The organism is Kitasatospora sp. MMS16-BH015, assembly GCF_002943525.1.
Lineage (GTDB): Bacteria > Actinomycetota > Actinomycetes > Streptomycetales > Streptomycetaceae > Kitasatospora.
The window spans coordinates 4,175,698-4,201,725 of the sequence record NZ_CP025394.1 but is presented as its reverse complement, the minus strand read 5'-3'; the positions used below and the strand labels follow the sequence as shown (position 1 = coordinate 4,201,725).

22 protein-coding genes and 4 tRNA genes are annotated in these 26,028 nt (G+C 74.0%); 11 read left to right on the top strand and 15 right to left on the bottom strand.

Going from position 1 to position 26,028, the window contains the following annotated elements:
* Positions 1-121: 121 nt before the first annotated feature.
* Positions 122-1,783 (top strand): long-chain fatty acid--CoA ligase, encoded by a 1,662-nt coding sequence (locus CFP65_RS18150; RefSeq protein ID WP_104817085.1) that lies wholly within the window; start codon positions 122-124, stop codon positions 1,781-1,783.
* Between the two features lie 83 nt (positions 1,784-1,866).
* Here the strand turns inward: CFP65_RS18150 and CFP65_RS18145 are convergent, their stop codons facing one another.
* Complete coding sequence (locus CFP65_RS18145) at positions 1,867-5,451, bottom strand: PAS domain-containing protein (protein WP_104817084.1); 3,585 nt, start codon at positions 5,449-5,451, stop codon at positions 1,867-1,869.
* Positions 5,452-5,653: 202 nt separating this feature from the next.
* On the opposite strand from CFP65_RS18145, the gene CFP65_RS18140 reads away from it, so the two are divergent.
* The 3 genes from CFP65_RS18140 (at position 5,654) to CFP65_RS18130 (ending at position 6,081) form a co-directional block, all read left to right on the top strand.
* Positions 5,654-5,744: transfer RNA gene (locus CFP65_RS18140), tRNA-Ser, on the top strand.
* 132 nt (positions 5,745-5,876) lie between these two features.
* Positions 5,877-5,949, top strand: a tRNA-Arg gene (locus tag CFP65_RS18135).
* 56 nt (positions 5,950-6,005) lie between these two features.
* A tRNA-Arg gene (locus tag CFP65_RS18130) sits at positions 6,006-6,081 on the top strand.
* Positions 6,082-6,128: 47 nt separating this feature from the next.
* Here the strand turns inward: CFP65_RS18130 and CFP65_RS42140 are convergent.
* On the bottom strand, positions 6,129-7,331 hold the full coding sequence (locus CFP65_RS42140) for a globin domain-containing protein (protein ID WP_104817083.1): 1,203 nt from the start codon (positions 7,329-7,331) through the stop codon (positions 6,129-6,131).
* A 10-nt stretch (positions 7,332-7,341) separates the two neighbouring features.
* A complete protein-coding gene (locus tag CFP65_RS18120; RefSeq protein WP_158702229.1) occupies positions 7,342-7,878 on the bottom strand; it encodes a globin family protein in 537 nt (178 codons plus the stop codon).
* 332 nt (positions 7,879-8,210) lie between these two features.
* Between CFP65_RS18120 and CFP65_RS18115 the strand changes: the two genes are divergently transcribed.
* From CFP65_RS18115 to CFP65_RS18105, 3 genes are all read left to right on the top strand, one after another.
* Complete coding sequence (locus CFP65_RS18115; protein ID WP_104817081.1) at positions 8,211-11,618, top strand: Ig-like domain-containing protein; 3,408 nt, start codon at positions 8,211-8,213, stop codon at positions 11,616-11,618.
* A 177-nt stretch (positions 11,619-11,795) separates the two neighbouring features.
* On the top strand, positions 11,796-13,067 hold the full coding sequence (locus CFP65_RS18110; protein ID WP_104817080.1) for an SPFH domain-containing protein: 1,272 nt from the start codon (positions 11,796-11,798) through the stop codon (positions 13,065-13,067).
* 14 nt (positions 13,068-13,081) lie between these two features.
* The gene (locus CFP65_RS18105; protein WP_104817079.1) at positions 13,082-13,999 is read left to right on the top strand and encodes a C40 family peptidase; all 918 of its coding nucleotides are present in this window, start codon (positions 13,082-13,084) and stop codon (positions 13,997-13,999) included.
* 160 nt (positions 14,000-14,159) lie between these two features.
* On the opposite strand, the gene CFP65_RS18100 is transcribed toward CFP65_RS18105, so the two are convergent.
* On the bottom strand, positions 14,160-15,140 hold the full coding sequence (locus CFP65_RS18100) for an aldo/keto reductase (RefSeq protein ID WP_104817078.1): 981 nt from the start codon (positions 15,138-15,140) through the stop codon (positions 14,160-14,162).
* A 144-nt stretch (positions 15,141-15,284) separates the two neighbouring features.
* Between CFP65_RS18100 and CFP65_RS18095 the strand changes: the two genes are divergently transcribed.
* Together CFP65_RS18095 and CFP65_RS18090 are read left to right on the top strand one after the other, a co-directional pair.
* Complete coding sequence (locus CFP65_RS18095) at positions 15,285-15,482, top strand: hypothetical protein (protein WP_104817077.1); 198 nt, start codon at positions 15,285-15,287, stop codon at positions 15,480-15,482.
* Positions 15,483-15,600: 118 nt separating this feature from the next.
* Entirely contained in the window at positions 15,601-16,488 is an 888-nt protein-coding gene (locus CFP65_RS18090) for a tyrosine-protein phosphatase (RefSeq protein ID WP_104817076.1), read from the top strand.
* Positions 16,489-16,617: 129 nt separating this feature from the next.
* On the opposite strand, the gene CFP65_RS18085 is transcribed toward CFP65_RS18090, so the two are convergent.
* From CFP65_RS18085 to CFP65_RS18055, 9 genes are all read right to left on the bottom strand, one after another.
* Complete coding sequence (locus CFP65_RS18085) at positions 16,618-17,478, bottom strand: RNA polymerase sigma factor SigF (protein WP_254552444.1); 861 nt, start codon at positions 17,476-17,478, stop codon at positions 16,618-16,620.
* Between the two features lie 180 nt (positions 17,479-17,658).
* Positions 17,659-18,456 carry an RNA polymerase sigma factor SigF gene (locus tag CFP65_RS18080; protein WP_254552443.1) on the bottom strand — a complete coding sequence of 266 codons (798 nt, stop codon included), beginning with the start codon at positions 18,454-18,456 and terminating at the stop codon, positions 17,659-17,661.
* Positions 18,457-18,675: 219 nt separating this feature from the next.
* A complete protein-coding gene (locus CFP65_RS18075; protein ID WP_104817074.1) occupies positions 18,676-18,969 on the bottom strand; it encodes a Dabb family protein in 294 nt (97 codons plus the stop codon).
* Positions 18,970-19,084: 115 nt separating this feature from the next.
* Positions 19,085-19,249 carry a hypothetical protein gene (locus CFP65_RS39780; RefSeq protein ID WP_168219611.1) on the bottom strand — a complete coding sequence of 55 codons (165 nt, stop codon included), beginning with the start codon at positions 19,247-19,249 and terminating at the stop codon, positions 19,085-19,087.
* Between the two features lie 436 nt (positions 19,250-19,685).
* Positions 19,686-19,859: a hypothetical protein gene (locus tag CFP65_RS39775; RefSeq protein ID WP_168219610.1), complete on the bottom strand. Its 174-nt coding sequence runs from the start codon at positions 19,857-19,859 to the stop codon at positions 19,686-19,688.
* Positions 19,860-20,097: 238 nt separating this feature from the next.
* Positions 20,098-20,187, bottom strand: a tRNA-Ser gene (locus CFP65_RS18070).
* 79 nt (positions 20,188-20,266) lie between these two features.
* Positions 20,267-20,815, bottom strand: a complete 549-nt coding sequence (locus CFP65_RS18065; RefSeq protein ID WP_104820964.1) for a nucleoside deaminase — start codon at positions 20,813-20,815, stop codon at positions 20,267-20,269.
* 79 nt (positions 20,816-20,894) lie between these two features.
* On the bottom strand, positions 20,895-21,422 hold the full coding sequence (locus CFP65_RS18060; RefSeq protein WP_104817073.1) for a hypothetical protein: 528 nt from the start codon (positions 21,420-21,422) through the stop codon (positions 20,895-20,897).
* Positions 21,423-21,684: 262 nt separating this feature from the next.
* Positions 21,685-21,909, bottom strand: a complete 225-nt coding sequence (locus CFP65_RS18055; protein WP_104817072.1) for a hypothetical protein — start codon at positions 21,907-21,909, stop codon at positions 21,685-21,687.
* A 162-nt stretch (positions 21,910-22,071) separates the two neighbouring features.
* Here CFP65_RS18055 and upp point away from each other — a divergent pair, with 162 nt between their 5' ends.
* Positions 22,072-22,707: a uracil phosphoribosyltransferase gene (gene upp, locus CFP65_RS18050; RefSeq protein WP_104817071.1), complete on the top strand. Its 636-nt coding sequence runs from the start codon at positions 22,072-22,074 to the stop codon at positions 22,705-22,707.
* Positions 22,708-22,809: 102 nt separating this feature from the next.
* Here upp and CFP65_RS18045 read toward each other — a convergent pair whose 3' ends face one another.
* Positions 22,810-23,586 carry a LytR C-terminal domain-containing protein gene (locus CFP65_RS18045; RefSeq protein WP_158702228.1) on the bottom strand — a complete coding sequence of 259 codons (777 nt, stop codon included), beginning with the start codon at positions 23,584-23,586 and terminating at the stop codon, positions 22,810-22,812.
* A 238-nt stretch (positions 23,587-23,824) separates the two neighbouring features.
* Entirely contained in the window at positions 23,825-24,121 is a 297-nt protein-coding gene (locus tag CFP65_RS18040) for a type II toxin-antitoxin system VapB family antitoxin (protein ID WP_104817069.1), read from the bottom strand.
* A 170-nt stretch (positions 24,122-24,291) separates the two neighbouring features.
* On the opposite strand from CFP65_RS18040, the gene CFP65_RS18035 reads away from it, so the two are divergent.
* Positions 24,292-25,956 carry a helicase HerA-like domain-containing protein gene (locus tag CFP65_RS18035; RefSeq protein WP_104817068.1) on the top strand — a complete coding sequence of 555 codons (1,665 nt, stop codon included), beginning with the start codon at positions 24,292-24,294 and terminating at the stop codon, positions 25,954-25,956.
* The last annotated feature ends 72 nt before the right edge of the window (positions 25,957-26,028 follow it).

Sequence of the window (26,028 nt, the reverse complement as noted above, 5' to 3'; positions counted from 1 at the left end):
AAGGTCTCACTCCGGCCGAGGTGGCTGACAGCGGGCGCCCGGGCCGACAGAATCGGGCTGAGCAGCCGAGGCTACCGGCCAGTAGTCGGGCTGCCCCAGCCCGCCCGGTCAAGGAGGACCCGTGTTCAGCACGATGCAGGACGTCCCGCTCACCGTCGCCCGGATTCTGCAGCACGGCAGCACCATCCACGGCCGGTCCACGGTCACCACCTGGGACGGGACCGGCCCGCAGGTCCGCAGCTACGCCGAGGTCGGCGCCCGCGCCGCCCAGCTCGCCCACGCCCTCCGGGACGAGCTCGGCGTGCCGGACGGGAGTGTCATAGCGACGTTGATGTGGAACAACGCCGAGCACCTCGAGGCGTACCTCGCCATCCCCTCGATGGGCTCGGTGCTGCACACCCTCAACCTGCGGCTGCCCGCCCACCAGCTGGCCTACATCGTCAACCACGCCGCCGACCAGGTGATCATCGTGGACGGCAGCGTGCTGCCGCTGCTCGCCGGGGTGTTGCCGGAGCTCGCCCCGACGCTGCGCCACGTCGTGGTGAACGGCCCGTACGACCCGGCGCTGCTCGCCGGCTTCGCCGGCGGGGTGCACGGGTACGAGGAGCTGATCGCCGACCGGCCCACCGAGTACCCGTGGCGCACCGACCTCGACGAGCGCGAGGCCGCCGCGATCTGCTACACCTCCGGCACCACCGGCGACCCCAAGGGCGTGGTCTACAGCCACCGCTCGATCTACCTGCACGCCATGCAGCTCACCTCGGCCGACAGTTTCGCGCTCTCCGGCCGGGACACCGCGCTGCCGGTGGTGCCGATGTTCCACGTGAACGCCTGGGGATTGCCGCACGCCTCCTTCATGGTCGGCGCCGACCTGCTGATGCCCGACCGCTTCCTCCAGCCCGCGCCGCTGGCCGCGATGATCGACCGCGTCCGCCCCACGCTGAGCGCCGCCGTGCCGACCATCTGGAACGGCCTGCTCGACGAGCTGGACGCCGGCGGCCACGACGTCTCCTCGCTGCGGATGGTCGTGATCGGCGGCTCGGCCTGCCCGCCCGCGCTGATGAAGGCCTTCGAGGAGCGGCACGGCCTCAACGTGGTGCACGCCTGGGGCATGACCGAGACCTCCCCGCTCGGCACCTTCGCCCTGCCGCCGGTCGGCCTGACGCCGGAGGAGGAGTGGCCGTACCGGGTCACCCAGGGCATCTTCCCCGCCTCGGTCGAGGCCCGGCTGATCGGCCCCGGCGGCGAGCGGATGCCGCACGACGGCGAGAGCGCCGGCGAGCTGGAGGTGCGCGGCCCGTGGATCGCCGGCGCCTACTTCGCCGGCGCGGGCGCCGAGCCCGAGCGGCCCGAGGACAAGTTCAGCCCGGACGGCTGGCTGCGCACCGGAGACGTGGGCACCATCACCGCCGACGGCTACCTGACCCTCACCGACCGGGCCAAGGACGTGATCAAGTCCGGCGGCGAGTGGATCTCCTCGGTGGAGCTGGAGAACCACCTGATGGCCCACCCCGAGGTGGCCGAGGCCGCCGTGGTCGCCGTCCCGGACGAGAAGTGGGGCGAGCGCCCGCTGGCCACCGTGGTGCTGCGCCCCGGCGCCACCGTCGACCTGGTCGGCCTGCGGGCCTTCCTGGCCGAGCGGGTCGCCTCCTGGCAGCTGCCCGAGCGCTGGTCGATCGTGGAGGCCGTCCCGAAGACCTCGGTGGGCAAGTTCGACAAGAAGGTGATCCGGGCCCGCTACGCCGAATCCGCCCTGGACGTCACCCTGCTGGGCAAGGGCTGAGGCCCGCTCGCCGCCGGGCCGCCCTGCGCGGCCCGGCGGGGGTGCGGCTACAGAGCGGCGGCGCAGCTACCGCCCCGCAGCGGTTACAGACCGGCGGCCGAGACCTCGCCCAGGGCGCCGATCCGGCCGAGCAGGTCGACGATCCGGCCCTGCACGTCCTCGGTGGTCGAGCGCTCGGCGAGGAAGAGCACCGTCTCGCCGGTGCGCAGCCGGGGCAGCTCCGCCGGGTCGAGGTCCACCGAGGTGTAGACGACCAGCGGGGTGCGGTGCAGCCGGTCGTTGGTGCGCAGCCAGTCGAGCAGCCCGAGCCGGCGGCGGCGGATCTGCATCAGGTCCATCACCACCAGGTTCGGCTGCACGCTGCTGGCCCGGGAGACGGCGTCGTTCTCGCTGGTCGCGTGCTCCACGTGCATGCCGCGCCGCTCCAGGCTGGAGATCAGCGCCGCCGCGATGTCCGGGTCGGCCTCCACCAGCAGCACCCGGGGGGCGTGCTGCTCGCTGTCGCGCGGCGCGAGTGCCCGCAGCAGCACGGCGGGGTCGGCGCCGTACGCGGCGTCCCGGTTGGCCTGCCCGAGCCCGGCCGTGACCAGCACCGGCACCCGGCTGTTGAGCGCGGCCGTGCGCAGCGACTGGAGCGCGGTGCGGGTGATCGGCCCGGTCAGCGGGTCGACGAAGAGCGCCGCCGGGTAGGCCGCGACCTGCGCGTCCACCTCCTCGCGGGAGCGGACGATGACCGGCCGGTACCCCCGGGCCTGCAGCGCGAGCTTGGTGGACGGATCCGGCTCCGGCCAGACCAGCAGCCGCCGCGCCTCGCCGTCCACGGCGGGCACCACCATGGTCGCCTCGTTCTCCGGCACCTCCGCGCTCGACCGCGCCAGCTCGGCCATCGGCCGCGGCGGCGTCCGCACGCCGGCGGCAGCCGGACCGGGCTGGCCGGCGGGCACCGGGAGGGCCCCGGGGCGGGCGGCGGCGGCCTGCGGGTCACCGGCGAACGGCTGGGTGGTGGGCTGCGGCGGGTACGGCTGACCGGGGAACGCCTCGGGCCGGTCGACCGGCGACTGCGGGGCGGCACCGGCGGCCGGGAGGGTCGGCGGGTGCGCGGGGGGCAGCGGCCGGGCGGCCGGGCGGGCCGGCTCGGGCGCGGTGGCCGGGTCGCTGCTGGCGCCGGGGGCCGGACCGGCGGGGGCTGGACCGGCGGGGGCTGAAGGGACCGGGAGGGCCGGGGTCTGGTTGGCGCCCTGGGCCTCCGGGAAGGCGTGCGGGAACGCCCCGGCGAAGCCGCCGCGCGGGCGGGCCGGGGCCAGCTCGGCGAGGCCGCTGCCCACGGGCTGGGGCTGATCGGCGGGGGAGTCCGGCTGCTTGGGGAAGTCCGGCTGCTCGGGGGAGTCCGGGGCAGCCTGGGCGCCCGTGGAGGCCTCGGCGGGGAGGGCCAGCCGGCGGCGGCGGCCGGTGGGCGGTACGGCGGGTGCGGCCACCGGTTCGGGCGGGGTGGCGGGCAGCGCGTGCTCCAGGCCGGGGTAGATCGGCGTCCCGGGATCGGGCACCCCCGGCAGCGACAGGGCCGCCACCGGTTCGGCCACCCGGCGGCGCCGCCCGGCCCGTGCCTCGCCCTCCCCGGCCCGCAGCTCGGCGCCGGGGGCACCGGCGGCCACTCCGGCGGGGACCCCGTGGGCGGGGGTGCTGTCACCGGTGGCGCCGTGGGCGCCATTGGCGGCCCAGGGGTCCCGGGCGGCCGCTCCGGGGCCGGCCGGGGTGCCGTGGGGCGGGGTGCCGGTCTCGGCCCAGGAGCCGTCGCCGTTGGCGTAGGCGGCGCCCTCGCGGGGGGCGGCCGGGCCCTCGGGGCGGGCCGGGGCGCCGCTGCCGAGGGCGATCGGGCCGGTGGGGCGCCGGGTGTCGGCCGCACCCGCGTCCGGTCCGCCCCGGTCGGGGCGGCCCGGGCCGGAGCCGCCGCCACCGTTGCCGCCGCCACCACCGCCACCGGAGCCGGGGTCGGGGTCGGCGGGCGGGGTGTCCTCGTCGGGGGCGTCGGGGCCGGCCACGGGCGACTGCTCGGGGCGGGGCGGGACCTCGGGGAGGTCCGGGAGCATCGCGGTGTCGGTCTCCTTGGGCACGGTGCGCTGCCCCTCCGCCGCGGCCTTGGCCACGGCGGCCGGGTCGAGCGGGAGCTCCACCACGTACGTGGTGCCGGCCTGCCGGGGCAGTTCGTGCCGCTGGAGCACCCCGCCGTGCCGCTCCACGATGGCGCGGGCGATCGGCAGGTGCACGGGGCTGCTCACCCGACCGGGGCCGCGGATCTCGATCCGGGCGGCCTCGCCGCGCTGCGCGGCGGCGAGCACCACCATCGGGGCGTCCCCGCCGACCGGCGGCAGGGCGGGCACGCCGAGCTGCTCGCCCACCGGCGCGGCCGGGCCGTCCAGCGAGAGGGCGACGCCGCTGACGTCGGCCACCAGGTGGGCCAGCGCCTGGGACAGCCGGTCGCGGTCGGCGGTGACCTCCAGGGCGGCGGCGTGCACCGAGTACCGGACCCGGCCGGCCCCGACCAGCTCGCCGGCCTGCTCGACGGCGGTCTGCACGATCTTGTCCAGGCCGACCGGGCTGCGCCGGGCCGGCTTGCGGCCGGTCTCCAGGGCGTCCTCGGAGCGCTGGTGGTCGAGCACGCCCTCTATCAGGGTGGAGAACCGGCGGCACTCGTCGGCGAGCCGCCGCAGCGTCCAGTTGGCCTCGGGCCAGAGCTGGCCGGCCGGGTCGCCCGCGAGGGCGTCGATCCGGCGGTGCAGGGCGGTCAGGGCGCCGCCGAGCTCGCTCTCCAGCACGGCGGTGAGGTGCTCGTTGCGGGCGATCAGGGCCAGCTCGCGGGTGCGGTCGGTGAAGGTCATCACGGCGCCGACCAGCTGCTCGCCGTCCCGGACCGGCGCGGTGGTGAGGTCCACCGTCACCGGGTGGCCGTCCTTGCGCCAGAGCACCGCGCCGCGCACCCGGTGCTTGCGGCCCGAGTGCAGGGTGTCCATCAGCGCGGAGGTCTCCACGGCGGCGGGGCTGCCGTCCGGGTGCGAGTGCTGCACCAGCGGGTGCAGCTCGCGCCCGCCGAGCTCGCTGGCCCGGTAGTCGAGGATGTGCGCGGCGGCGGGGTTGACCAGCACCACCCGGCCGTCCAGGTCCACGCCGAGCACGCCCTCGGCAGCGGCCCGCAGGATCATCTCGGTCTGCTTGTGCTGGCGGCGCAGCTCCGCCTCGACGCCGAGCCGGCCGGTGAGGTCGCGGACCAGCAGCAGGAGCAGGTCGGAGCCGGTGGAGCCGCCCGGGTCGAAGCCGTAGCGGCGGTCGCCGAAGGCGGCGGCGCCGTCGTCGGTGAAGTCGTTGCCGGAGACCTCGACCGGAAAGGAGGAGCCGTCGGTGCGGCGGGCGGTCATCCGGACCGGGTGGTCCGGGCCCTCCGGCTCGCGGGGGGCGGGCCGCATCGAGCCGGGGATCCGGCTCGGGTCGAACTCGGGCAGCAGGTCCAGCACACCCCGGCCGACCAGCGAGGTCCCCGGAGCCTGCATCGCCTGGACGGCGGCCTGGTTCGCGTCGACCACCGTGCCGTTGCTGTTGACCAGCAGCAGCGCGTCGGGCAGGGCGTCGAGTATCGCGGCGAGGCGGGCAGCACCTCGGATCGGCCTGCTGCTCACGTCGACAGGTCTCCTTACGGCTGGCTGGCACGGCGTAGGGACGGGTGGCCGTGCTCTCCTCGGGAGACTGGAGTATCCCATTCTTCTTTGCGCTGCGGATGACCCGCCTAGTAACGTTGTCGGTGGTTGGTGCGAAGGCCCTGGGCTGTGGCATCATCACATGCGCACAGGGTGCACCGGTTCGCCGGGGCGGTCCGTGCGGGGAGGCTTCGCCTAGTCCGGTCTATGGCGCCGCACTGCTAATGCGGTTTGGGTCTTAAAGCCCATCGAGGGTTCAAATCCCTCAGCCTCCGCCCCTGGAAGGGCCCCGTCGACAGTGGTCGACGGGGCCCTTCCGCATGCCCGGGGCAATGGATTTCACCCCGCGTCGCAGGTCATGTAATGTTGTCCCTGCACCGCCCCGCTGGCTCTGGCCCGCAGGGCGAGCGCTCATAGCTCAACGGATAGAGCACTTGACTACGGATCAAGAGGTTGCAGGTTCGAATCCTGCTGAGCGCACTGCCGGTCTCCGGGCCGGCTGCGCGTAGTACCAGCGTGCAGTACCAGTACGACCCGCGTTCATAGCTCAACGGATAGAGCACTTGACTACGGATCAAGAGGTTGCAGGTTCGAATCCTGCTGAGCGCACCAGCTGAAAGGCCCCGGGCAGTCGCCCGGGGCCTTTCGCGTGCCCGGTCTCAGTACTGGCCGTGGTCCGTCCGGTTGATCCAGGCGATGTCCCGCTTGTCGAGGAACCACTCGGAGCAGCTGGTCGGCCGGGCCCGGTTGAGGGTGACCGGCACCGGGTCGTGCCGGATCAGTTCGGGCTCGGCGCCCAGGGCGAGCAGCAGGTCGGTCAGGGCCGGGGCGAGGTCGGGCGGGCCGCTCAGGTGGATGTCGTGGCCGGCCCAGCTGCCGCGCCGGGCCAGGCCGATCCGGAGCAGCTGGGCGGCGGTGGCCCGGTCGGTGCCCTCGGCGGGGGCGGCGAGCACCACCTCCAGCAGCCGGTGGCAGCCGGCCAGCCGTTCGACCTCCGCCAGGTCGTAGAGGTCGCGTTCGCTCCGGGCGGCCAGGAAGAGGGTGGTGGGCCGGCAGCCCGTCCGGGCGCTCTCCTCGACCAGGGCCTTGATCTGCGCCCAGCCGGTGCCGCCGGCCACGGCGAGCAACGGGCGGGTGGAGTACGGCACCAGCTGGGCGTGGCCGACGGCGGGGCCGAGCCGCAGCCGCTCGCCCGGGGCCACGTCGTTGACCAGCGCGGTGGAGAGCAGCCCGCCGGTCACCCGGCGGACGTGCAGCTCCAGGGTGCCGTCCAGCCGGGGGCTGTTGGCGATCGAGTACGGGCGCCAGACCTGCGGCCGGCGGGGCGAGCAGAGCGAGAGGTACTGGCCGGCCCGGTGCGGGTACGGGTGGTCGGGCGCGAGGGTGAGCACCACCACGTCCGGGGCGGCCCGGCGCCGGTGCACCACCTCGGCCTCCCACCAGGCGGGGGCGGCGGCCGGCTCGGTGGCGCCCTCGATCATCACCTGGGAGATGACGGTGTACGCCTCCGTCCAGGCCTTCTCGATCTCGGGCGTCCAGGAGTGGCCGGAGAACTGCCGCAGTGCGGCGATCAGGCTGGCTCCGATCGCGGGGTAGTGCTCGGGCTGGGCCTGGAACTTGCGGTGGTCGCGGCCGAGCGCGCGCAGGTAGCCGGTCAGCCCGTCGAGGTCGTCGGTGCGCAGCACCAGCTCGGTGAGCGAGGCGAACAGCCGGTCGCGCTGCTCGGCGAGGTCGGCGGGGAAGAGCTGCCGCAGCTCGGGGTTGTGCGCGAAGAGGTGGGTGTAGAAGTACTTGGCCGCGTGGTCGGCGCGCAGCTCGACGATGGCGAAGCTGGCGCGGATGACCGCTGGGTCGAAGGACACCGGGTCGTCCTCAGCCGCTGGCTCCGCCTCGGTCGCCGCCCCGCGAGGCAGCGTTGCCCCGGCCGGTCGCGGTCGGCTCGGCCGGGTCGGTGGGTGCGGTCGGGTCGGCCGGGTCGGTGGGTGCGGCCGCGTCGGGGCTCGGGGCCGGGGTCATCGCGGCGCCAATGGTCTCGGCGGCCACGCCGTAGACGGCCGTCCAGGCCCGCTCGGTCTCCGGCGTCCAGGCCGGGCCGGCGAAGTGGGCCAGGGTCGCGAGCAGGCTCGCACCGACGGCGGGGAGGTGCGCCGGGAGCGCGCCGTATGCGGCGTGCCGCTCGCCGAGTCCGCGGAGCAGCGGCAGCAGGGCGTCGGGGTCCTCCAGATGGGTGACGAGGGCGCCGATGGCGGCCCAGAGCCGGTCCTGCTGCTCGTCCAGGTGCGCGGCGAACAGGCTCCGCACGCCCGGGTTGTGCTCGAACAGATGGCGGTAGAACCAGGCCGTCACCTCGGTGCCGTGCGGCTCGACCACGCCATAGCTGCTCTTGATGAGAACCGGGTTAATCGTCACAGGGGCTGACTCTACTGAGCGGGTGGGCAATTCGAACAGAGCGCCCTGATGAATGCTCAAGCACGTTTGGGTGGCGCCCTGTTGCGGCCGGTCGCGGATGGCTGAAAGGCGTCGTTGCTGGGTAGTTCCGATGCAGTCGGTCCCTTTGGCGGCCAATCGGGTGATACGCGTTCGCCACCCCAGGTGTCGCGGTATGACTGGCTCGACATCGTGATTCCCTTTTGTCGGATGTTATGGCTGCAACAGCGCAAATGAGCCATCAGCCCGCCGCAGTTCCCGGGCAGTTGGCGACCGGTGCCGCCTCGGGCCGGACGAGTGAGAAGGAGAGCCGGATGCCCCGACAGTTCCCCCCGGCCACGCCCACCGTCCGGCCCGGGCCCCCGACCACCCCGCCCGGCGCCCCCGCGGGCCGCCGGATCGCCCGGGGCGTCGCACTGACCGCCGCCGTCGCCTTGCTGCTGGGCTGGTACCCCGCCCTGGTGGACGCCCAGCAGACCCCGGACACCTGGACCGGCGACCACCGCGCCGTGCTCCCCTCCGGCCTCACCGTCTCGCTCGACTTCACCCCGCAGCCCGGGGTCAGCGCCGCCGCCGCCCCCGGCCGGCTCGCCACCCCGACCGCCACCGCGGCGGCTGCCGCCGGTGCCGCGTACGCCGACGGGCTGAAGAGCGGCGACCCGGCGGAGACCTTCACCGTGGCGGCGGACCGCCCCTCGGTGGACGGGGCCTGGCAGACCCTGGGCACCCTCCAGGTCAGCTTCTCCCGGGCGGTGCGCAACCCCCGGCTGCACGTGAGCGGGCTGGCCGCGCTGGCCACCGGCCGGGACGGGTCCACGGCCACCGCCGCCCGACTCACCGTCACGGGCGGCTCGCCCAGCGCGCCCACCCTGGTCGGGCGGACCGACTGGACCGGCTGGCAGCTCAGCGGCAACGCGCTGACCCCCGCCGATGACACCACCGACGGCCTGGGCAGCCTCGAACTCGCGGGCACCGTAAGCTCCGTGACGCTCCGGGTCGAACAGCGCTCGGTGGCCCGGGCCGGCTCGACCACCGCCCCCGCACCGCTGCGGCAGGCGTACACGGTGACCCTGGACGAGGGCCTCGGCACCGCGCCCCAGGGCTACGGCAACGCCTCGCACCTGCTCTCCGACCTATTCCTCGGCCAGGACGCGGCCGGCGCGGGCGCCGGCAAGCTGGCCACCGCCCAGGGCCACAGCGAGCGCGGGCTGGTGCCGCCGGCCGTGCCCGGCTTCCACGAGCCGGACGCGATCGAGGCGCTCGGCCGCCCGGCCGTCGAGGTGGACCACCGCTCCTTCCACCCCAACCCGTGGGCCAACCCGGCGCCGCCCGCGCTCCAGCCCGGGCGCGGGGAGTACCAGGGGGCCGACCCCACCGTGAAGTTCCCCGGCGAGGCGGCGATCGGGCGGTACTACGACCTGAGCGTGCCGGTCAGCCCCGGCAGCGGGCCCGCCACGCTGGCCGGCTGGATCGACTTCGACCACAACGGCAAGTTCGACGCCACCGAGCGGGTGCAGGCCGAGGTCCCGGCCGGGGCGTCCAGCGCCGTCCTGGAGTGGACCGTCCCCGACAACGCGGCGGCGGGGGAGACCTGGGCCCGGCTCCGGCTCGGCCGGGACGCCTCCCAACTGGTCAACCCCTCCGGCTACGCCGACTCCGGCGAGGTGCTCGACCAGCGGGTGCAGCTCGGCGTCGGCGCGGCCAAGCCCGAGCTCACCGGGCCGGTCAGCGGCGCGGTGGTCGGCGACGCCCGGCCCGAACTCCGGGGCGAGGGCGCGGTGGCGGGCGCCACCGTGGAGATCCTCGAGAGCGACACCTCGCTCTGCCGCACCAAGGTCGGCCCGGACGGCACCTGGAGCTGCCGCCCCGACCAGGCCCTCACCCCCGGCCCGCACACCCTGGCGCCGGTGGAGACCACCCGGGGCGGCGTGGTGCTGCGCGGCGAGCCGATCCGGATCACCGTCAAGACCGATCCGCCCGCCGCGCCGGTGCTCACCCTGCCCGCCTTCACCAACGACCCCGGCCTGCTGCTCACCGGCACCGCCGACCCCGGCACCACCGTCTCGGTCACCGACTCCACCCCGGGCGCCTCCCGGGTCGGCGGCGAACTCTGCAGCACCGCCGTGGCCGCGGACCGCAGCTGGCACTGCCTCCCGGTGGAGAACCTCGCCGACGGCCGCCACCTGCTGGTCGCCACCGCCGTGGACGCGGCGGGCAACCGCACCGCCGGCAAGCCCGTCCCGCTGACCGTCGACACCACCGCCCCCGACCGCCCGGCCCTGGCCACCCCCACCACTCTCACCACGGCCCGCCCCCGCTTCACCGGCACCGCCGAGCCCGGCAGCACCGTCACCGTCGCCACCCGCGCGGCCGTGCTCTGCACCGCCACCACCGCCGCCGACGGCACCTGGTCCTGCGCCCCCACCCAGGACCTCCCCGAGGGCGACACCCAACTCCTGCTCACCGCCACCGACCCGGCCGGCAACTCCACCCAGGCCGACCCGGTCACCGTCCACGCCCCGAAGGCCGGTACGGCAACCACCCCGACTCCGTCCGCGAGTCCGTCCGCGAGTCCGTCCGCGAGTCCGTCCGCGACTCCGTCGCCGAGCGCGAGTGCGTCGCCGTCGCCGTCGCCGAGTGGAAGTGTGTCGCCGTCCTCCAGCGCCAGCCCGTCCGTGGGTACGACTCCGAGCCCGGGGAACGCGACGACGAGCCCGAGCCCGAACCCGTCGCCCAGCGTGAGCCCGAGTGCGAGCCCGAGTGTGAGTGCGAGTGCGGTGCCGTCGCCGAGTTCGACCACCAGCGTGCCGCCGCCGCCCACCCCGGGTGCGGCCACCACTGCCACCCCGCTGCCGGGACTGCCCGTAACGCTCCCGATCGTGGTGCCCCCGGTCCAACTGCCGGACCGGCCCGCCACCCCGTCCCCGAGCCCGAGCCCGAGCCCGAGCGTGAGCCCGAGTGCGAGTGCGGTGCCGTCGCCGAGTTCGACCACGAGCGTGCCGCCGCCGCCCACCCCGGGTGCGGCCACCCCCGCCACACCGCTGCCGGGACTGCCCGTGGTGCTCCCCGTCGTCGTGCCCGCGGTGCCGGGCCAACCGCCTGCCCAGCCGACAACCCCCGCCCAGCCCTCGGTCCCGGCCGCCCCGACGCCGACCCCGGTCCCGACGCCGACCCCGGTCCCGACGGTCCCGACCACGCCGAGCCCGTCCGCCCAGCCCTCGTCCCCGGCCGCCGGGGTCCCGGCGCCCTCCATCGCCGTACCCACCCCGCCCGCAGCCCCCAGCCCGTCCCTGTCGCCGGCTCCGTCCGCGTCCGCCGCTTCGCCATCCCCGTCCGCATCGCGGCCCCCGTCCGTCGCGCCGTCGGTCTCCCCGTCCGTCACCGTGGCCGCATCCCCGTCGGGTTCCCCGGCGGTCACCGTGGCCGCTTCGGCCGGGGCGGTCCCGGCCGACGGGCCGTCCTCGCACGGGCCGCGCCGTAACCCCGCCGCGGAAGAGGGGGGCCAGGACGGACAGCCGCCGGCCGAGGCGGCCGAGGCGGGTGAGGTGGCGGAGCACGGTCTCGCCGCACCGCCCGAGGACACGGCGGAGGTGGCGGCGCACCACTCCTCCGTGACCGGCTGGCGAGCCGGCGCGCTCGGGGTGTTCCTGTTGCTGGCGGCCGTCACGCTGGCCACCCGACGGGTGTTGGGGCGTGGCTCCGGCCGCCGTCGCCGCCCCTGAGCCGCAGTCATCCGAATCCACCCCGTCCGCGTCGCAACCCGCCCGGGCCTGGGCAAATGACGACACGCCATATCCGCAAATGTCGCATTTGATGACTTATCAGCCTAGCCTGGCTCTGGCACTGCCCGTCAGATCCGGGCCGCCCGTTGCGCGAAACACCAACCCCGAGGACCGTGCATGGACGTCACCCGCGACCCGCGACCCGAATCCTGGCCCCCCGGTCAGCTACCGAACCCGAGTGCCGGCCCGAACAGCCCGAACGGCTCGACGCAGCTCAGCCGGGCCCTGGCCGAGGCCGTGGCCAAGCCGCTGATCAAGACCACCGCCGTCCCGGCGGAGGACGAGCTGGAGGCCGAGCTCGAGGTCGAGCTACCCACCGCCCCCACACCCAAGGTGGCCGAGGCAGGCCGGCCGCCGCAGCCGCTCGTCGAGCGCTCGCAGGCCGCCCGCCGGCCGCCCCGGACGGATGCCGCGCTGCGCGAGCACGCCGCCCGCGCCGTACCGGGCTGGCTCGCGCTGGTGCTGCTGGTCTGCGCGCTGGCCGCGATCGCCGTGGTGCTGGCCCGCACCGGAGTGCTCCCGCACCTGGCCGACCTGCCGGACGTGCGCACCGCCGGCGCGAAGGAGACCGGCCGTCCCGAGGTGACCCCGCAGGCGGTGGCCGCCGCAGCCGGCGCCGCGCTGGTCGCGGTCTACGTGCTGGCCGGGCTGCTGGTGAACGCGGACGGCGAGACCCGGGTGCTCACCCGGTGGGGCCGCTACCGGGGCACCGTCCGCCGGCACGGCCTGGTCTGGGTCAACCCGGCGACCCGCCGTCGGCGGGTGGACGTCCGGCTGCGGCACTGGCGCAGCGAGCCCGTCACCGTGACCGACCGCACCGGCACCCCGATCGTGGTCCGGCTGCTGATCGTCTGGCGGGTGCGGGACACCGCCCGCGCGGTGCTGGGCCTGGCCGCGCACGAGGACTACCTGCGTGAGCAGACCCACGCGGTGCTCACCCGCACCGCCAGCACGCTGCCCTGCGACAGCAACGCGGCCCCGGGCCCGGCGCTGCGGGACGGCCACTGGTTCGCCGACGAGCTGACCCGGGCGCTGGCCGCCGAGACCGCGCCCGCCGGGCTGGAGGTCTACTCGGTGCAACCGCTCGCGCTGGACTACGCGCCCGAGGTGGCCGAGAGCATGCGGCGGCGCCGGCTGGCCGAGCTGGACGCGGGCCTGCGGACCGTCCTGGTGGACGACGCCGTGGAGGCCGCCGCGCTCGCCGTCCGGCGGCTGGAGCGGGCCACCGCGCACGAACTGGACGAGGCCGCCCGCAGCGCGCTGATGGAACAGCTCCTGGTCGCCTTCGTCACCCCGGCCGGCGTGACCGCCGCCGGGGTCAGCGCCGCCCCCGTACCCTCCCCCACCCACCGGGCGGGGGGCACTTCGGCCGCCAGGGCCGGACGTTGAGGAAGGACGCCCACGTGAACACCACCACCGACCAGGGCCTGCTCGGCTTCACCGAGGCCCCCGGCGGGCCCTGCGTCTGCACCGCCTGCACCACCCCCGCCCGGGCCCCGCGCCCGTCGGCCGCCGAGGGGCGAATACACCGAGCCGTCCGCAGGACCTGCATCGCCACCACCGTGCTGGCGGGCGCCGGGGTCATCGGCCTCACCGCCGAGGCCACCACCGCCAACGCGATGCCCGCCCCGAGCGGACAGGGCTGGGACGGCACCCGGTACTGGTTCAAGAACACCGCCGGCGAGTGGCGCTACACCAGTCACCAGAGCGTCTACCTCGACCGCACCGGCGCCGGCGCCGGCGGTTCCGGCAGCTCCGGCGGTTCCGGAGGCGGCGGGAGCACCCCTGCGGCCTCCAGCGGGATCCGGCAGGGCTGGGACGGCTCGGTCTACTGGTTCCGCAACTCCGCCGGGCAGTGGCGCTACACCAGCCACCGCGACATCTACCTCGACCGCACCGGCCAGTCCGGCGAGCGCGACCGCTCCGTCCCGCAGCCGCCGCCCGCCACCACGGACGACGGCGACCACGGCTCCGCGGTCGACTTCGCCCTGGCCCAGCTCGGCAAGCCGTACGTCTGGGGCGGCAACGGCCCCTCCGGCTACGACTGCTCGGGGCTGGTCCAGCAGGCCTTCCGCCGCGCCGGGGTCAGCCTGCCGCGGGTCGCCGACGACCAGTACGCGGCCACCACCCCGATCTCGGCGGACGACCTCCGCTCGGGTGACCTGCTCTTCTGGTCGAGCAACGGCCGCTCCTCCGGCATCCACCACGTGGCGATCTACCTCGGCGGCAACCGCTACGTCGAGGCCCCACGCCCGGGCAGGAACGTCCGGGTCTCCACCCTCTCGTCGAGCTACTCCCCGGACTTCTTCGGACGGCCGTAACCCCCGGGGGCGCGGGGAACGGCGCGGCCCACCAGGCACTCTGAGGTTGTCTTACACAGCGAGCCGGTTGCACTGTCCGTTGACGGTGCAACCGGCTCTTCGCTGTGGATGACGGCTCCGCCTCTTCCGGCCTCGCGCAGTTCCCCGCGCCCCTGGAGGGTCAGTGGCTGGCTGAATCGAGGAGTTCCAGATCTTCCGCCGTCAGGCGCAGCCGCGCTCCGTCGAGCAGGGCCGGCAGCTGCTCCACCCGCCGCGCGGAGGCGATCGGGGCGGCGACGGTCGGCTGGGCGTTGAGCCAGGCCAGGGCGACCGTCGCGGGGGCGGAGTCGTGGATGTCGGCGACCTTGTCGAGGGCGGCGAGGATGCGGAGGGCCTTCGGGTCGTTCAGGAAGTCGGCTGCGCCGTGGCCCCGGCCGCTGTCGGCCCGGCCGCCGCCGGGGCGGTACTTGCCGGTGAGGAAGCCGGAGGCGAGGGCGTAGTAGGGGAGGCAGGAGAGGCCGCGGGCGGCGACCACGGCGGCCAGCGGGCCCTCGTAGGAGCGGCGGGAGACCAGGTTGTAGTGCGGCTGCACGGCCACGTAGGCGGCCAGGCCCTCGCGGGCCGAGAAGTCGAGGGAGGCGGTGAGCCGGGCCGCGCTGATGTTGGAGGCGGCCACGGCCCGCACCTTGCCGGCCCGGACCAGGGCGTCCAGGGCGGGGACGAACTCCTCGACCGGGGTCTCGGGGAAGTCCCAGTGGGTGTAGAGGAGGTCGATCCGGTCGACCCCGAGCCGCCGCAGGCAGCCCTCGGTGGCGGCCTGGATGTTGGCGGCCGAGATGCCGGGCATCGCGGGGTGGCCGCCGACCTTGGTACCGATCACGATCTCGTCCCGGTTGCCCCGGCTGTGGATCCAGCGGCCCAACACGGTCTCGGACTCGCCGCCCCGGTGGCCGGGGACCCAGGCGGAGTAGACGTCGGCGGTGTCGACGAAGTTGCCGCCGCCGGCCGCGAAGGCGTCCAGGACGGCGAAGGACTGCGCCTCGTCGGCCGTCCAGCCGAAGACGTTGCCGCCCAGGCAGAGCCGGGAGACCCGAAGCTCCGAACCGCCGAGGCTGACCTTGTCGCTGCCCTTGGCAGGGGTGTCGCTGTGGGTGTCGGTCATACCGGCAGTCAACCCGATCGGCCCGTCGACGGGGCGTGCGCGGAGCGAATCGGGCCCCGGATGTCTCAAGTCCCGCGCCGGTGGGTCACCCACCCGGGGGTCCGGGGTGTCGACCGACCGGCCGAATTGGCTAGAGTCCCTGCCATGGCTGACAACGACTACGACCCCGCCGGCAGCACCCAGATGTTCCGGGCGTTCGTCGACGAGACTCCCGCCCCGCAGGCTCCCGGCTCCGTCTCCACCTACGGTAGCTCCAACTCCGGTCGCACCGGCAAGATCGTCGGCATCGCCGTGGTCGCGCTGATCGTGCTGGCCGGCGTGGTCTGGCTCGCCGTCAAGTAACCGGTACGGGGCCCACCGGGCCCCGGGCCCGGCCCTTCCGGCCCCGGCGGTCCTAGACTGACCGGAACCGGCGCACTCGTACGTCCGTACGCCGGGGCCCGGACCCCAGGAGGACGCAGTGCCCGAGCAGCCGCCCATCGCCCGCACCCTCGGCCTCCGGGGCGCGGTCAACGCCCGTGACCTGGGTGGTTACCGCACCCGGGACGGCCGGACCGTCCGGCACGGGGTGGCGCTGCGCGCCGACGCGCTCAACCGCCTCTCCGAGGAGGACCTGGCCGTCCTGGCCGGCAGCGGGCTGCGCCGGGTGATCGACCTGCGCAGCCGCGAGGAGGTCCGCGAGGCCGGGCCGGACCGGATCCCCGGGCTGCCGGTGGCCGCCGTGGACGCGGCCGAGGACTCCGCCGAGACCGTCACCGTGGAGCCCACCGAGCCCGGTGGCATGACGCTGCACCACGTGCCGGTCTACGCGACGGACTTCGACATCTACGTGGCCCTGCGGGACGCCTTGGCCGGGCGGGACGCCGAGCGGCAGCGCGAGGTGCTGGGGGACGGCAAGGCCGCCGGGATGATGGAGGGCCTCTACCGGTGGTTCGTCACGGCCGAGGTCGGGCGGCAGCGGTTCGCCGAGGTGGTCCGGCTGCTGGCGATGCCGGACGGGCCGCCGGCGCTCTTCCACTGCTCGGCGGGCAAGGACCGCACCGGCTGGGCGGCCGCCGTCATGCTCACCGCGCTGGGCGTCGACCGCGAGACGGTCTTCGAGGACTACCTGCTCACCAACGAGCGCTCCGGCAAGATCATCGCCGCCATCGTGGAGTCCTTCGGCAGCCAGGGCCTGATGAAGGACCCCTCGCTGATGCTGCCCATCTTCCACGCCGAGCGCCGGTACCTGGAGGCCGCCTTCGAGGAGGTCGAGCGCGGCTGGGGCACGTTCGAGAAGTTCTGGCAGGACGGCCTGGGCCTCGACGACACCGTCCTCGAGGGCCTGCGGGCCAACCTGCTGGAGTAGGGTCTCTCTTACGGGTCGCGCCGGGTGGTCGCCGCCGAGGCACGCGCCCTCCTTGCCCGCCAACGGGCAGGAGGGGCCCTCCAACGACGCCCGCTGATCCGACGTGACCCGTAAGAGAGACCCTGACGACTACTCGTTGACCAGGCCCGCCCGCAGCTGGGTCAGGGTCTTGGTCAGCAGGCGGGAGACGTGCATCTGGGAGATGCCGATCTCCTCGCCGATCTGCGACTGCGTCAGGTTGCCGAAGAAGCGCAGCATGATGATGCGGCGCTCGCGCGGGGGCAGCTTGGCGAGCAGGGGCTTGAGCGACTCGCGGTACTCCACGCCCTCCAGGGCGAGGTCGTCGTACCCGAGGCGGTCGGCCAGCGGGCCGTCGCCGTCCTCCTCGCCGGGGCTGGAGTCGAGGGAGCTGGCGGTGTAGGCGTTGCCCACCGCGAGGCCCTCGACCACGTCCTCCTCGGAGACGCCGAGGAAGCCGGCCAGCTCGGCCACGGTGGGGGAGCGGTCGAGCCGCTGGGAGAGCTCGTCGCCCGCCTTGGTGAGGGCCAGCCGCAGCTCCTGGAGCCGGCGCGGCACCCGGACCGACCAGCTGGTGTCGCGGAAGAAGCGCTTGATCTCGCCGACCACGGTGGGCATCGCGAAGGTGGGGAACTCCACCCCGCGCTCCGGGTCGAACCGGTCGATCGCCTTGATCAGGCCGATCGTGCCGACCTGGACGATGTCCTCCATCGGCTCGTTCCGGCTGCGGAAGCGGGCGGAGGCGTACCGGACCAGCGGCAGGTTGAGCTCGATCAGGGTGTCGCGCACGTAGGTGTGCTCGGCGCTCTCCGGCTCCAGGCCGGCCAGGCGCTGGAAGAGCGAGCGGGAGAGGGTGCGGGTGTCCAGCGTGCGGTCGATCTCCGGCAGCTCACCGGCCTGCGCCGGGATCAGCTCGGCCACCTGCGCCGGGCTCAGCTCACCGACCTGCACCGGGATCAGCTCCGCGGACATGTACCCCACCCCCTCGTGACTGACAGTTGAACGTCCACTACCCAGCGGCAGTTCCCGGCCGGACGCCGGCCGGGTGACTTCTCCAGCTCAATACCGGATCACGTGCCCCGGCAAACCCGAACGTCGCAACTTGTCACACCGTGATGACGCCCAGCAATCCCCGGACACGTCCTGTTCTGCTCACTCCTCCCAGGAATTCCCGGTCCGGAGCCTGGTCAGGATTCTCGACAGTAGTCGCGAGACGTGCATCTGGGACATGCCGAGCTCGGTACTGATCTGGGACTGCGTCAGATTGGCGAAGAAGCGCAGCATGATGATCTGCCGCTCCCGCTCGGGCAGCTGGACCAGCAGGTGGCGCACCATGTCGCGGTGCTCCACGTCGGCCAGCGCCGAGTCCTCGTAGCCGAGCCGGTCGAGCAGGGCCAGGCCGCCCTCGTGCTCCTGGGCGGCCTCCAGGGAGGCCGCGCTGTAGGCCCGCCCGGCGTCCAGGCAGGCCCGCACGTCCTCCTCCGGGATGCGCAGGCTGGCGGCGATCTCGGGCACCTTCGGGGTCCGCCCGTGGGTCACCGTCAGCTCCTCCATCGCGCCGCTGACCTGTACCCAGAGCTCCTGGAGCCGGCGGGGCACGTGCATGGTGCGGACGTTGTCCCGGAAGTACCGCTTGATCTCGCCGAGGATGGTCGGCAGCGCGTAGGTCGGGAACTGCACCCCGCGCCCGGGGTCGAACCGGTCGATCGCGTTGATCAGCCCGATGGTGCCGACCTGGACGATGTCCTCCATCGGCTCGTTCCGGCTGCGGAAGCGCGTCGCGGCGTACCGGACCAGGGGGATGTTCACCTCGATCAGCGCGGCCCGCACCCGGTCCCGCTCCGGGGCACCGGGCGGCAGCTCCGCCAGCCGTTCGAAGAGCACCCGGGTCAGGGTGCGCACGTCGACCGGCGTGCCCTCCTGGGCCCCCTGCGTCCCTGGTGTCCGCACGAGCACTCCACCCCTCCCGAAGTCGGCAGAAATCGGTCATAGCATCACAAGTCGTGCCAGGTACGGGCAAGCACCACAAATAGGTGTGTTGGTGGCTTGACAGGCATTCGGCCGCACCCGGCCGGGGGTCGGGCCGGGGCACGACGGAGCCCCCGGGATCACGGGGATCCCGGGGGCTCGGCCGGTTCGTGCGTGTACGGCCCGGTGGGCCGGCGGGGGTCAGACCTCGATGTCGGCGATCACCCAGGTGGCGAACTCGCGCCACTGCCCGGCGGCGGCCTGGTGGGCCGGGTGGTTGATGTAGGCCTGCAGCGCCGCGCCGTCCTCGACCAGGCTGTTGACCGCGTAGTCGTACGCGATGTCGCGCTCGCTGGTGTTCCAGCCGCACTCCCACTCGCGCAGCTCGGGGATCTGCGGGCCGAGCTCGTCGAAGGCCTTGGCGCCGGCGACGGCGCGCTCGTCGTCCTTGGCGACGCCGTCGTTGAGCTTGAACAGGACCAGGTGCCGGATCACGATGCCGCTCCTAGCGGATTGAGGGTCGCGTGGACCGGCCCACCGTAACCGGCGGCCCCGCCCGGCGGGACACCCGGTCCGCTATGTGACCAAGCAGGTCATCTGACCAGGCCGGTCATTTGACCAGGCCCGTCATGAAGGTGCCCACCGCCTTGGCGGCGTCCGAGATGCCCACGAACCCCGACTGGACCAGTTCGGCCGCCCTGGCGGGAGACGTGATGATCGTGTAGATGACGAAGATGAGCAGGAGGTACATGCCGATCTTCCGCGCCTGTGCCATCGCTCCGGCCCGCCTCCCTGCCATCCCCTGGCGACTGACGGTCCGTAGGGGCCGTCCACTGCCTGGCAGCTTATCCACCGGATGGCCGAAGGGGTGAGAGACGCGTTCACCCGGCAGGACGAAGGTCCCGGCGAGTGGGGTCTTTGTCCGGGTGCTCCCGGCTCGCCCCGGCGGCAGGATGGAACACGTAGCGAGGATCTGGCAGGAATCCCCGGTACATGGAACCGGAACTCCCCGCTGTGGGACCGGGCGCCGCGGCTTCCCCCCGACGCGGCACCGGTTGTGGGAGTTCCGCCCGGGGGAGCAGTCTGTCCCCCCGAGGCTGCTCCCCCCTCCGAGCAGTGGCTCCGCACTCACTGGGCATTGGTGGTCAGTGGCCCGAGTGCGGAGCCCCTTCTCTTCTCCGGGGCGTGCTCATGCGATCGGGCTCGCGCGGTCAGACGGCGCCGTTCTTGGTGTGCACCTGGTCCCAGGCCTCCGAGACGTAGCGCTCGCGCTCGGTCAGCGACAGCTGGGGGAAGTAGTCCTTCAGCCGCTCCACCACGGTGGCCTCCGGCTCGTGGCACTCGTGCAGCAGGAACGCGGCCTTGTGGATGATCTGGTTCTCCATGGCGCTGGGCCCTCCCTCTTCCTAGCAGGCGGTCTCACCCGAGCCCACCTGGCAGGCCAACCCGATGCCGACCGTGCCGGGTCAGCATAGGCACCCCCGCTGAACCCCCGACGACCCCGGGGTGCCCAGCGCCCGGAGAGTGTCAGTTCGCGGGCCCACGGCCCCCACCAGCGCGCTCCGGTACCGCCCCCGGGCAACGCGGAAGGGCCCCGACCTGATGGTCGGGGCCCTTCCGAAGTGGCGGTAGCGGTGGGATTCGAACCCACGGTGAAGTTGCCCCCACACACGCTTTCGAGGCGTGCTCCTTTGGCCGCTCGGACACGCTACCGAGGGAGACTCTACCGGACGGGTCGGGCTGGCACGAAATCCGTTCCCCGGGCGTAGGCGGCGCCGGGTCCGGCGCGGGTTCAGCGCTGGGTGTCGAAGAAGGCCAGCAGCTGGGCGGAGCAGTCCTCGGCCAGGACGCCGGAGACCACCTCGGGGCGGTGGTTGAGGCGGCGGTCGCGGACCACGTCGAAGAGCGAGCCCGCCGCGCCCGCCTTGTCGTCGAAGGCGCCGTAGACCACCCGGTCCAGCCGGGAGAGCACGATCGCGCCGGCGCACATGGTGCAGGGCTCCAGGGTGACCACCAGCGTGCAGCCGCTGAGCCGCCATTCTCCCGCCCGCCGCCCGCCGCCACCCTCGCCCGACGCGCTTCGCGCGGCCGCGTTCAAGTGTTCGGCTGCCTGCCGGATGGCCACCACCTCGGCGTGCGCCGTCGGGTCGCCGAGGGCCTCGCGCTCGTTGTGGCCGCGGCCGACGACCGTGCCGTCGGGCCCGAGCACCAGCGCCCCGACCGGGACGTCACCGGTGGCGGTGGCCAGTGCGGCCTCGTCGATGGCGAGGCGCATCAGCTCGTGCCAGCGGTCACGGACCGGGTCGGGGCGCACGGGAGCCGGGAGAGGAGCGATCTGCATGGCACCAGTGTCGGTCACCGGGCCGCAGGCCCGCGACGACGGGCCTGCGGCGCTCCGGTGGTCCGCCACCGGGCCCGGGTCAGCGCACGGCCTCCAGCACCTCGGTGCAGCCCAGCGCGTCGGCGATGCCGCCGATCGCGTCGCCGTCCAGGGCGCGCAGCTCGCCGGAGTCGACCCCGAGGTCGGCCAGCAGGTCGGCGTCGCCCAGCGGGCCGACCGCGTCGCCCTGCGCGGCGCGGGCGTCCTCCGCGTCCTCCTCCTCGGCGTCCTCGTCCTCGCTCCCCTCGAGCTCGGCCTCCAGATCGTCCAGGTCGTCGAAGTCCTCGTCGTCCCGGCCCAGTAGCTCGTCGGCCAGCATCGAGCCGTAGGAGCTGCGCGCGGCGGCCGCGGCGTCGGAGACGAAGATCCGCGGGTCGTCCTCACCGTCCACCCGGACCACGCCGAACCAGCTGTCCTCCTGCTCGATCAGCACCAGCACGGTGCCGTCGTCCTGGGCGTGCTCCCGGGCCAGATCGGCCAGGTCGGATACGGTCTCCACGTCGTCGAGTTCGGTCTCGCTCGCTTCCCACCCGTCGTCGGTGCGAGCAAGCACAGCAGCGAAGTACACCGGGGACTCTCCCAAGCTTGGTCTCGGCAGTCGGCGATCTCGGGCGAACGCGGCTGGCCGCCCCCGCGCCAGAGGCGGCCCCCCTGCGGGCCGTCCCACCGGCATCGTGACAGAAAGCTCGCCGCTGCGGGGGGTGTTCGGCACCGCGTCTTCGCAGGTCGTGTCGGAATGGCCGGTGGACAGCGGACGATCCGGCCGGGAAGTCGTCAGATCGTGGTGAAGGACCCTGTCAGATCCGGTTCGGCACCGCCCCGGGGTGGAATCAGATCCGGAAGGTCCGCATCCGCAGCGCCTCCCGCATCCGCCGCTCCTTGGTGCGGCGGGGCTGCACCCGGGCCCGTAGTTCGCGCGCTTCGGCGAGTTCCCGCAGGAAGACGGCCCGCCGCCGTCGGCGCTCGGCCTCGCTCTCGGGCGGGCGCTCGGTCTCGGCGTGGGTCTCGGCGGGGGCCTCGGGAGAAGCGGCTCCGGTATCCGGGTTGCTCTTCATACGAGCCGACTTTCCCAGAAGAGTGCGGTTGATACCACAGGAAAGGTCTCGGTTCGGACATATCGGTGAACCGGCCGGGTCGGGCGAGGCGCGGGCGGCGGCTCCCGCGTGGCCGGTTCGGCGGTGTCGTACGTGTGTACCGGTGCCCGTTATGGTCGAACCATGCGTCTCCATGTCGTCGACCACCCCCTGGTGGCCCACAAGCTCTCCACCCTGCGCGACGAGCGCACCGACTCGCCGACCTTCCGTCGGCTGACCGACGAGCTCGTCACCCTGCTCGCCTACGAGGCGACCCGGGACGTCCGGACGGACCAGGTGGAGATCACCACCCCGGTCGCCGTCACCACGGGCACCCGACTCAGCTACCCCCGTCCGCTGGTGGTGCCGATCCTGCGGGCCGGCCTCGGCATGCTGGACGGCATGACCCGCCTGCTCCCGACCGCCGAGGTCGGCTTCCTCGGCATGGTCCGCAACGAGGAGACCCTGGAGGCCTCCACCTACGCGACCCGGATGCCGGACGACCTCTCCGGCCGTCAGGTCTACGTGCTCGACCCGATGCTGGCCACCGGCGGCACGCTGGTCGCCGCGATCAAGATGCTGATCGAGCGCGGGGCCACCGACGTCACGGCCGTGGTGCTGCTGGCCGCGCCGGAGGGCGTCCAGGTGATGGAGCGCGAGCTGGCCGGCCTGCCGGTCACCGTGGTCACCGCCGCGCTGGACGAGCGGCTCAACGAGAACGGCTACATCGTGCCTGGCCTGGGCGACGCGGGCGACCGCCTGTACGGCACCGCCGGCTGACCCGGGTCCGCTCCCGGGGCCTCCCCGGGAGTCCGGAACGACGGAAGGGGCGCGAGTCACGGACTCGCGCCCCTTCGGGCTGTCAGGGGGCCTGCCGGCGCCTCAGCAGCTGCCCGGGCCCGGGGAGGCGGAGGGCGAGGGCTTGGTGGCCAGGGCCAGCGCGGCGGCGGCCTGGGTCGGGTCGAGCAGCGCGGCGTAGCCGTCGCCGATCACGAAGTCGACGGTGGCGTCGGCCCGGGTGTCGGCCGTGGTCACCGGGGTGGCCACCTGCGAGCCGAGCAGGGTGGCGGCGCCGATCCCGGCGGGCCCGCTGACCACCTGGGCGGTGCCGGTGACCTTCTTGTCGAGGGCGGCCGGGGCGTTGCCCACCTTGCCGATCGCGAAGCCGCGCTTCTTCAGCTCCTCGGCGGTGCGGGCGGCCAGGCCGGCCTTGCCGGTGGCGTTGTAGACGTTCACCGTGACGGTCTGCGGCTGGGGAACGGCGGTGCTGGTGGCGGCCGGTGCCGCTCCCGAAGCGGCGGGTGCCGCTCCCGGGGCGGCGGATGCGGCCCCCGGGGCGGCCGGGGCGCCGGTGGCCTTGGGGGCGCCGTTCGGTGCGCCCGAAGCGGCTCCCGGTGCTGCTCCCGAGGCGGCGACCGGGGCCGCGAGCAGCTTGCCGGAGGTGCTCGGGGTGGCGCAGGCCTGGGCGGTGGCGTGCTTGCCCTTGCCGGTGAAGATGTCCACCAGCTGCACGCCGCCCAGCGCGATCAGCGCCAGCGCGAGCAGCGAGCCGAGCACGGCCAACACCTTCTTGCTCTTGCGCGGCGGGCGGCCGAGGCGGGGGTACGAGTTGCCGGTGATCCGGTACTGCTTCCCCTTCAACCCCTGGGGAGTCAACATGCTCACAGTCTGTGTCCCCCTCGCGCCTGGGCAGGCTCGGTGACGGGTGGGGCCCACGCGAGTGCAGGCCAGTGACGGGTGCGGCCGGGCGGGCGTGACGCACCGACGTCGGCCGTACTCGGAAGATTAATGCCACTCCGACTGCGAAGGTACAAAATGATCATCATCTGGAGTACGGCGGCACTCGAAAGGATGTACCGGCACGGCCGCCGGGGTGGCGCGTGGCGGTGAGGGGGAGTCAGTCCATCTCGAGGACGCGGGCGTGCAGCACCTGGCGCTGCTGGAGCGCAGCCCGGACGGCGCGGTGCAGGCCGTCCTCCAGGTAGAGGTCACCACGCCACTTGACCACGTGGGCGAAGAGGTCGCCGTAGAAGGTCGAGTCCTCCGCGAGGAGGGTCTCCAGGTCGAGCTGACCCTTGGTGGTCACCAGCTGGTCCAGCCGCACCGGACGCGGCGCGACGTCCGCCCACTGGCGGGTGCTGGTCCGGCCGTGATCCGGGTACGGCCGAGCGTTGCCGATGCGCTTGAAGATCACACGGAAAGCCTACCGTCACCGCGCCGTCAGGCCCAGCAAGCGCGGCCTGGCCTGCGTTCGGCGATTTGTAGCGATTACATAGGAATTGCCCGATTGAGAATCGCCCGATCCGCTTCCGTCCGCCCCTGTCTGCCCCCGTCCGCCCCCTCCTCTGGTCGGAGACCCTCGCCATGACCGCCGAAAAGCCCGCCACTCGTTCCGGTGAGTCCGCCGCTCCTTCCGGTGAGCCTCCTGCCGCCGATGCCGCGGACCCTGCCGCCGATGCCGCCGCCGTGGCGGCGCGGATCGCCGAGGGGTACGCCTTCACCGGGCCCGCGCTCGACCTCGGCGCGGTGCTGCAGGGCGCCACGGCCTACCCCGAGGCGCAGGTGCGGGTGCCGCTGGCGGTGCTCAACCGGCACGGCCTGGTCGCGGGCGCGACCGGCACCGGGAAGACCAAGACGCTCCAGCTGATCGCCGAGCAGCTCTCGGCCCAGGGCGTGCCGGTCTTCCTCGCCGACATCAAGGGCGACGTCTCCGGCATCTCCGCCCCCGGCACCCCCGGCGACCGGGTCAGCGGCCGGGCCGCCGAGGTCGGCCAGGAGTGGCGGCCGGTCGGCTGCCCGACCGAGTTCTACGCCCTCGGCGGGCAGGGCACGGGCATCCCCGTCCGGGCCACCGTGACCAGCTTCGGGCCGCTGCTGCTGGCCAAGGTGCTCGACCTGAACGAGACCCAGGAGGCCTCGCTCGGCCTGGTCTTCCACTACGCCGACCGCAAGGGCTGGGAGCTCGACGACCTCAAGGACCTGGCCGGGGTGATCACCTTCCTCACCTCCCCCGAGGGCAAGGAGGAGCTCAAGGGCATCGGCGGCCTCTCCGCCGCCACCGCCGGGGTGATCCTCCGTTCGCTGACCCTGCTGGAGAACGAGGGCGCCGGCGCCTTCTTCGGCCTGCCCGAGCTGGACACCGCCGAGCTGCTCCGGCTCGCCCCCGACGGCCGGGGCGTGGTCTCGGTGCTGGAGCTGCCCGCGGTGCAGGACCGGCCCCGGCTCTTCTCCACCTTCCTGATGTGGCTGCTGGCCGACCTCTACCAGGAGCTGCCCGAGGTCGGTGACCTCGACCGCCCGAAGCTGGTCTTCTTCTTCGACGAGGCCCACCTGCTCTTCAAGGGCGCGTCCAAGGCCTTCCTGGAGGCGATCACCCAGACCGTGCGGCTGATCCGCTCCAAGGGGGTGGGCATCTTCTTCGTCACCCAGACCCCCAAGGACGTGCCGGCCGACGTGCTGGCCCAGCTCGGCAACCGGGTGCAGCACGCGCTCCGGGCCTTCACCCCCGAGGACGCCAAGGCGCTCAAGGCGACCGTCTCCACCTTCCCCAGGTCGACCTACGACCTGGCCGAGACGCTCACCCAACTCGGCACCGGCGAGGCCGTGGTGACGGTGCTCTCCGAGAAGGGCGCTCCGACCCCGGTGGCCGCCACCCGCCTGCGGGCCCCGCAGTCGCTGATGGGCCCGGTGGAGGAGGCGGCCCTGCGGGCTGCGGTGGACGCCTCCCCGCTCAACGCCCGCTACCGGGAGGCGGTGGACCGGGAGTCGGCGTACGAGAAGTTGGCGGCGCGGGCCGCTGCCGCCGCGGTGCCGTCGGAGCCGTCGGCCTCGGAGGTTCCGGCCTCGGAAGCGCCGGCCCCGGAGGCTCCGGTGGAGCGGCGAGGGTCGGGCGGGCAGGGCGAGGAGGGCGGGCTGCTGGGGAGCCTGCTCAACAGCCCGGCGCTCAAGTCCTTCGCCCGATCGGCCGGGACGCAGCTGGGGCGGGAGATCTCGCGGAGCATCTTCGGCACGTCGAAGCGCCGGCGGTGAGGGCTGCTCCGCCGGCGCTGTGAAGGTGGTTCTTCGGGTAGCTGAGGCTGCTCGGGCTACCCGGGCTGCTGG

What these genes read in the sequence shown, in the direction of transcription:
- CFP65_RS18115 (WP_104817081.1), top strand. Translation starts at nt 8,211, where the DNA reads ATGCCCCGACAGTTCCCCCCGGCCACGCCCACCGTCCGGCCCGGGCCC.
- CFP65_RS18110 (WP_104817080.1), top strand. Translation starts at nt 11,796, where the DNA reads ATGGACGTCACCCGCGACCCGCGACCCGAATCCTGGCCCCCCGGTCAG.
- CFP65_RS18100 (WP_104817078.1), bottom strand. Translation starts at nt 15,140, where the DNA reads ATGACCGACACCCACAGCGACACCCCTGCCAAGGGCAGCGACAAGGTC.
- CFP65_RS18095 (WP_104817077.1), top strand. Translation starts at nt 15,285, where the DNA reads ATGGCTGACAACGACTACGACCCCGCCGGCAGCACCCAGATGTTCCGG.
- CFP65_RS18085 (WP_254552444.1), bottom strand. Translation starts at nt 17,478, where the DNA reads ATGTCCGCGGAGCTGATCCCGGTGCAGGTCGGTGAGCTGAGCCCGGCG.
- CFP65_RS39780 (WP_168219611.1), bottom strand. Translation starts at nt 19,249, where the DNA reads ATGGCACAGGCGCGGAAGATCGGCATGTACCTCCTGCTCATCTTCGTC.
- CFP65_RS39775 (WP_168219610.1), bottom strand. Translation starts at nt 19,859, where the DNA reads ATGGAGAACCAGATCATCCACAAGGCCGCGTTCCTGCTGCACGAGTGC.
- CFP65_RS18065 (WP_104820964.1), bottom strand. Translation starts at nt 20,815, where the DNA reads ATGCAGATCGCTCCTCTCCCGGCTCCCGTGCGCCCCGACCCGGTCCGT.
- CFP65_RS18055 (WP_104817072.1), bottom strand. Translation starts at nt 21,909, where the DNA reads ATGAAGAGCAACCCGGATACCGGAGCCGCTTCTCCCGAGGCCCCCGCC.
- upp (WP_104817071.1), top strand. Translation starts at nt 22,072, where the DNA reads ATGCGTCTCCATGTCGTCGACCACCCCCTGGTGGCCCACAAGCTCTCC.
- CFP65_RS18045 (WP_158702228.1), bottom strand. Translation starts at nt 23,586, where the DNA reads ATGTTGACTCCCCAGGGGTTGAAGGGGAAGCAGTACCGGATCACCGGC.
- CFP65_RS18035 (WP_104817068.1), top strand. Translation starts at nt 24,292, where the DNA reads ATGACCGCCGAAAAGCCCGCCACTCGTTCCGGTGAGTCCGCCGCTCCT.